The following is a 5,625-nucleotide window of genomic DNA, read 5'->3' on the forward strand; positions in this document are numbered from 1 at the left end:
CGAAGGGCGGACGTGAGCGGGACATTCCGATCCGTACGGAGGCCCAGCGCGCGGTGCTGGATCGAGCACATCGCCTGGCCGGCCCCGGGTCGCTGATTCCCGCTGAAAAGTCGTACGCTCAGCACCTCAAACGCTACGAATACCTGCTGGGGCAAGCGGGACTGTCACGAATGCACGGATTGCGCCATGCTTACGCTCAGGCGCGCTATTTGGAGTTAACGGGTAGGGCGGCGCCGGCGGCGGGGGGCATCGCTTCTCGAGAACTGACGCCCGAGCAACGCACTGTAGATCATGAGGCGCGCCTGGTGATATCGCGTGAATTGGGTCACGAGCGTGAGCAAATCACGATGATTTACTTAGGACGCTGACACGGGAGTGTTTATGAACGTTATTGATGCGCTGATAAGTGGAACGCCTGTCATTCTGCCCATCATCTTTGGCGTGCTGGTAGTCTCTATATCGGTGGCTGGTGGCTATGCATATCAAGTCAATAAGGCGATCGATGCGAAGCGTTTAGTTAAGTGAGTTGGAGCTGACACAGTCGAGAAAAATGTCTCTCGTTTCCGTTAATTTTGTTTAAAAACAATAGCTTTTCACCATAGTAAAAATCAATTAGTCAGATTTTTCTATATAGTGGATTATATATGCATAAGGTAACGCTGACCGGTGAAAGCGCCCGCCCGCCACTTCAAAGTGGTTCGCACCCAAGAGTGGAATACTCAAGAGGCTCCGGATTAAGAAACAGGCTCGCAACTTCTCGTTGTGGGCCTGTTTTGTTTCCGCTATGGTTTTTTAATCTCTCTATTTAAGTACTTGTTTATCAAGATGATATTGAAGCTTATTGGTTTTTTATACACCAGTTCATTAAAGCGTTCGTGTGCACTGTTTATGAATAAATTTATCTCTGCACCTTCTGCTTTCTTAGCTTTACTTACCGTAAAAAAAACCGCGTAGTCGAACGTCCTTCCTTTGTGCACTACTTCTATCGTTACGAACTCTTCACTCACTGTATGCAGGCATCGTCGTTGCTGAAGCGTCCTTACAATTTCTGGAAGCATCATCGATAACTCCCAGCGCTCAAAGCAAAATATTCTTTTTTCTCTACTGTCTGAGTAGGCTAAGTCATCGCTTATTTCTTCACCCTTTTTCGGGTTTCGAGTGAAGCAATGTAGGCTATATGATACATTTAGTCGAAACTCTCTTCTTGGGTTTTTACCTTTTGCTTCAATAACTTGGGTAATCATATAAGGGTGGAGATGGCGAAGATCGTATTCTTTCTCCTCAAATGTAAATGATTTCCACCGAATCCCTGAGAGAGCTTTCCCCATAGTTATATTCTCTTAGTTCTGCGTAAGTTTAATGGGTTAATTATACCTTTTTCGGGCTTCCATTTTTATATGCTTCTAACAGCCGTATAAAATTCAAGATAAGACGGATAATCTTGAATTTTAAGGAATAAGCGTGAAAATATCACGCTTATAGGCTAGAATGAGGGTGTCAGAACTACCTGGGAAACCTGGCTATGGCCCTGCGCAAAATCAGCGACCTCAAACCCGTCTTTAGCGGCGATAACGTTACCGAGTGGCAGTCCCCCAGCGGCACCCGCTACCGCTACGAGCGTGATCGGTGTGCCGTAGGGCAGGAAATGGGCCCCGGCACTGAGGCATACGATTGGCACGTGCTGGCTAAAAATAACCTGACCCATGCCAAGCGCAAGGTGTTTGAGCTGATCAACCTGGATGAATTCTGATGCCTCGCCCAAGAGCTATAAAGGCCGCCGAGGCGCCGCTGTGGCTGGCGGTGCTGCTGGGCTATTCGTTTGGCGATAAAGGCGCTCAGCGGGCCGCACGGCTCGATTTAGTGGGTATTGCACACGATGCCACGGCCTACCCTGGCGATATCCCCGGTTGGCGGCTTGCGGAGCTACTGCTGCGCTGGGCAGAACTGTATGTGTCGGCAGAGGATTGGAGACGCCTGCAAGCCCGTGTGAGAAAGCAACGCCGACAGTAGCTATGTGTTAACTCTCTCCATTTTTATCATGCCTGGTAATCTTTAATTTGCCGTCTTTTGGCGCTGGTTAGGGCGTTGTTTGCGGTATATGATATACGTGTATAGCACCTTCCAGGAGAAGCCATCATGTTGGCCATACGACTGCCCAGTGACATCGAAGCGCGTTTGGAGGCCTTGGCCAAGGCTACCGGCCGCACCAAAACTTATTACGCCCGTGAAGCTATCCTTGAGCACCTTGAGGATCTTGAGGATGTGTACCTGGCCGAGCAGACGCTAGAGCGCTTGCGCCGTGGCGAAGAAACTACACATTCCCTGGACGACGTGGAGCGTGAGCTTGGGCTGGCAAATTGAACTGACCGACGCAGCGGTCAAACAGCTGAAAAAAATGGGCCACACCGATGCCAAGCGAGTTCGCGACTACTTGCGCGAGCGGGTGCAGCCCCTGGATGACCCCAGACAGCTAGGAAAACCGCTCCAGGGGCAACTGGGGGAGTTATGGCGGTATCGGGTCGGTGACTACCGGCTGATTGCTCAGATCGAAGATGCGCACATCCGAGTGCTTGTTGTGCGGATCGGTCACCGGCGCGACGTCTATCGCTAGAAAAAACGCCGCCACCAGGGCGGCGTTTTGGTATCTGGCTCCTGGGGTTTGTGCTCGATTAGTTGCAGCGTCTCGCGAAGTTCCCGTACCTCAGCTCTTAGAGCCTTCAATTCAGCCAGAATAGCGTCATTTTTGGGTGTGCCTGAGTGTGCCACTTTTTCGGGTTCTGGCTGTGCCACGTCCTTCAGTGACCCATAGACACGTAGTAGCTCTGACGTTTCAATGTAACGTCGATTGTTGTCCCGCACCTCCCATGTGATGCGGCCTTCAGCCATATCACGGTACAGCGTTCGGCGACTCTTTCCGGTCAATTTCTGCGCGTCTGTCACGCTGTGCCATGCCATGTGTCACTCCTTTCCCAGGAACTGTGCCGCAGTGTGCCACAGCACGTGGCTAGCGTGACTGTGATTTGCTCTCGTCGAGGAGTCGCAAGGCCGTATCTTCGTCACTCTCATCGGCCCGTTTCTTGGCTTTGATGGCACTCAACGGGATGCCATAGATCGCGCCTGAGCCTTGTTTCTTCTGTGGCTTGGCTTTGTCCTGGGGCAGTTGCTTCGGAGGCTTCTTCTCGCCGAAGGTAAACGCCAGGTGTGATACACGCCGCCCAGTCTTGCGCTGTTCATACTTAACCCAAAGGGGGCTGTGCTCGTTGATTTGCTCGATAGCGGGCGCGATCACCCAGCGTTTGAAATCTTTGATTGCTGGGTATTTATCATTGAGCTGGAATGCTTGACGCAGCCACTCGATAGAGACCTCGCGACGGCCTAAGTTGCGCCACTGGCAAAGCAACTCATAAAGCCGGATGGCATGGCCGCTGGTCATCTGTGCTACGTCAGCCAACGAATAGCGCGTGAATTGGGTTGAAAGCTCAGATAGATAGGGCAGCATGTCTTTCGTAAAACGAAGCTCTACGCGGCCTTCATCTTCGACATAGATGATTGTTTGGACCCACCCAGTAACCATCACTTTACGTTTCTTGCCTTGTCCATTTGGTTCCTCAAGCAGCCGTACATCACGCTGTTTTAGCCGTAGAGCAGCTTTCTCAAGCTCGCGGTAGGCCTGCTTGGTAGAAGTGCCAGATATTTCAGCTATCTGAGTAGCACTGACGCTATATAGCTCATCATCGGTAATCCTTTCATCCCGTCGTACGTGTTTGATACAGGCCAGGATAATGCGCTGTTCAGCAACGCTGAGACGATACTGGGCTTCTACCAGGGCATTGCTTTTATAGATGTCGGGTTGGCTCATCCTTGTTGCTCCATCAAATGGGGAGGCTGTATTTCTTATGTCCCTAAATAGGGGAGGCCATTACTTATTACTCCCCTTATGCCGCAAATTCCTCCCCCTTGCAACCGCAAATCCCTCCCCCCTTAACCGCAAATCCCTCCCCCCTTAACCGCAAATCCCTCCCCCTTTAGTGCTAATAAGTGTTTTATATCAACAGCTTATCCCTGCTAAAAGGGGAAAAGGGGAAAAGTACATAAAAGAGCGCACATGCGCTCGCCTACCCTTCGGTCGTCGTTCCTCCTCCCTTCGCCCCTCGCTTCGCGAGGCCTAAGCAACCCCTTCAATGCCTCGACAAGTCGAGCCGGTGGGGCTGTCGAGCCGCTCCGCGGCTGGCCCCACCTACGGCGTAGGCTGGCCGCTAAAGTACTAAACCTCAGTGGGCCGTACCCCAATAACAAGCACGAACGTTTGGGCCTTCGGCCCGGTTTATCAAAAAGAAGGCTGTTGGACGACGGTGGGATCACCTGGAAGATGTGCAGAATGCTTGAACCGTGGCTTCGATCAGTGACCGCTCGCAGAGCTCGCTGCATCCCGCTATCGCGGGATCAACACCCACCAGGTACGCGGTTTGCTCGGTCGCGCATTCAGCGATCGAGCAAACCGCGTACCCGACAACCGAAGGGCGTCAGCGCGATAGCGACCGCGCCCTTTGGGCCGGGGGTGAAGTCGCCAGCGATAGTTGATTGGCGTCACTGCCTTTGGGTAGTGACGCCAACCTGGAAGCGCCTGTTATAGGAGCTTTAGGCTCACATGGTTGAATGATGACTGCGTGATGGGGTACGTTAGTCGGGCAAACCGTTGGTCGCTGTCGGTTAACAGCGACTCCCTTTGAGGTCGCCTGACACCTCGCCCAGTCAGGCCGTTTGGTCCTCGAATCGGACTTCCCTTTGCCCTTCGGGGCGATCCCAAAGCCGTAACGCATCCTGAGAGACGGCGCTCTTGAGTTGGGTGCTACTGGTCAACGCCGCAAGGCACGTCACCACGGACGTAAACGTGGCCCCCGGAGGGAGTTCGTGCCGCCTTCTGGGGTGCGCGATCTCCTGCCCATTCTTTCAGCAGAGGAGACAACCGCAGTACGAACCCCTGTCGTGATTCCCAACCGGTGAACCTTCAGGACGCTGCCATCGCAGCAGACGACGAGCATCGTTTTTTTGATTCATGCCCCTGGGCCTTCGGGCGCTCTGTCACGGATTCCGTGCAGATCGGCAATTACACTTACCAGAAGTTGCTCATGAACAAGTTGGGTTACGATTTTATGCAGATGTGCCGGCGCAACCGCGACGGTAGCCAGACCACGCAGTATCAGCGTTCTCGCTCGTTGCGGGCGATGAGTAATGAGCTCCAGACATTGGGGTACCGCAACCTGCGGGCGGAGAGCTTGAAGCCAAAGCATGTTGAGGCGCTGGTCGATCACTGGCGGCAGGGCGGCGTGAGCGATGCGACGCTCAAAAACCGTCTGGCCCATGTGCGATGGTGGGCCGAGAAGGTGGGCAAGAGCAGCGTGGTGCCACGCGATAACAGCGCGCTGGGCGTTGCTGACAGGTCGTATGCGACGCAGGGCAATAAGGCGAAGGAGCTGGATCCTCGGGTGGCCTCGATCCCGGAAGAGCGGATCCAGGTGAGCCTGGCGTTGCAGCGTGAATTTGGCCTGCGCCGGGAAGAGTCGATGAAAATTAAGCCGGCCAGCGCGGATCAGGGTGACCGCCTGGTCTTGCAGGGTAGCTGGA

11 protein-coding genes are annotated in these 5,625 nt (G+C 53.5%); 8 read left to right on the forward strand and 3 right to left on the reverse strand.

Annotated features, from left to right (window positions below; genetic code table 11):
* Positions 1–368, forward strand: a 368-nt coding sequence (locus tag ACT3TC_RS16870; RefSeq protein WP_444641112.1) for an integrase domain-containing protein, incomplete at its 5' end; no start/stop codon positions are given.
* A gap of 13 nt (positions 369–381) precedes the next feature.
* The gene (locus tag ACT3TC_RS16875) at positions 382–525 is read left to right on the forward strand and encodes a hypothetical protein (protein WP_444641114.1); all 144 of its coding nucleotides are present in this window, start codon (positions 382–384) and stop codon (positions 523–525) included.
* A 257-nt stretch (positions 526–782) separates the two neighbouring features.
* Here ACT3TC_RS16875 and ACT3TC_RS16880 read toward each other — a convergent pair whose 3' ends face one another.
* The gene (locus ACT3TC_RS16880; protein ID WP_444641115.1) at positions 783–1,328 is read right to left on the reverse strand and encodes a hypothetical protein; all 546 of its coding nucleotides are present in this window, start codon (positions 1,326–1,328) and stop codon (positions 783–785) included.
* Between the two features lie 194 nt (positions 1,329–1,522).
* Between ACT3TC_RS16880 and ACT3TC_RS16885 the strand changes: the two genes are divergently transcribed.
* The 4 genes from ACT3TC_RS16885 to ACT3TC_RS16900 all read left to right on the forward strand — a co-directional run bounded on the left by ACT3TC_RS16885 (position 1,523) and on the right by ACT3TC_RS16900 (position 2,611).
* The gene (locus tag ACT3TC_RS16885; RefSeq protein WP_193084712.1) at positions 1,523–1,750 is read left to right on the forward strand and encodes a hypothetical protein; all 228 of its coding nucleotides are present in this window, start codon (positions 1,523–1,525) and stop codon (positions 1,748–1,750) included.
* Positions 1,750–2,010 carry a hypothetical protein gene (locus ACT3TC_RS16890; RefSeq protein WP_193084711.1) on the forward strand — a complete coding sequence of 87 codons (261 nt, stop codon included), beginning with the start codon at positions 1,750–1,752 and terminating at the stop codon, positions 2,008–2,010. Before ACT3TC_RS16885 ends, ACT3TC_RS16890 begins: the two co-directional genes overlap by 1 nt.
* A gap of 126 nt (positions 2,011–2,136) precedes the next feature.
* Positions 2,137–2,361, forward strand: a complete 225-nt coding sequence (relB, locus tag ACT3TC_RS16895; protein ID WP_193067482.1) for a type II toxin-antitoxin system RelB family antitoxin — start codon at positions 2,137–2,139, stop codon at positions 2,359–2,361.
* On the forward strand, positions 2,345–2,611 hold the full coding sequence (locus ACT3TC_RS16900; protein WP_193085474.1) for a type II toxin-antitoxin system RelE family toxin: 267 nt from the start codon (positions 2,345–2,347) through the stop codon (positions 2,609–2,611). The genes relB and ACT3TC_RS16900 overlap by 17 nt, the downstream gene beginning before the upstream one ends.
* Here ACT3TC_RS16900 and ACT3TC_RS16905 read toward each other — a convergent pair.
* Positions 2,608–2,955 carry an entry exclusion protein 1 gene (locus ACT3TC_RS16905; protein ID WP_193085470.1) on the reverse strand — a complete coding sequence of 116 codons (348 nt, stop codon included), beginning with the start codon at positions 2,953–2,955 and terminating at the stop codon, positions 2,608–2,610. The two genes, ACT3TC_RS16900 and ACT3TC_RS16905, sit on opposite strands and share 4 nt — an antisense overlap.
* A gap of 49 nt (positions 2,956–3,004) precedes the next feature.
* The gene (locus tag ACT3TC_RS16910; RefSeq protein WP_193085471.1) at positions 3,005–3,859 is read right to left on the reverse strand and encodes a replication initiation protein; all 855 of its coding nucleotides are present in this window, start codon (positions 3,857–3,859) and stop codon (positions 3,005–3,007) included.
* A gap of 530 nt (positions 3,860–4,389) precedes the next feature.
* Here ACT3TC_RS16910 and ACT3TC_RS16915 point away from each other — a divergent pair.
* Positions 4,390–4,581, forward strand: a complete 192-nt coding sequence (locus tag ACT3TC_RS16915) for a hypothetical protein (protein WP_444641118.1) — start codon at positions 4,390–4,392, stop codon at positions 4,579–4,581.
* A 419-nt stretch (positions 4,582–5,000) separates the two neighbouring features.
* Positions 5,001–5,625 (forward strand): phage integrase N-terminal domain-containing protein (locus tag ACT3TC_RS16920; protein WP_444641120.1); only part of this gene is annotated, 625 nt, incomplete at its 3' end.

Origin of the sequence: Halomonas sp. AOP27-A1-41, from assembly GCF_052378605.1 — a bacterium.
Taxonomy (GTDB): domain Bacteria; phylum Pseudomonadota; class Gammaproteobacteria; order Pseudomonadales; family Halomonadaceae; genus Vreelandella; species Vreelandella citrativorans.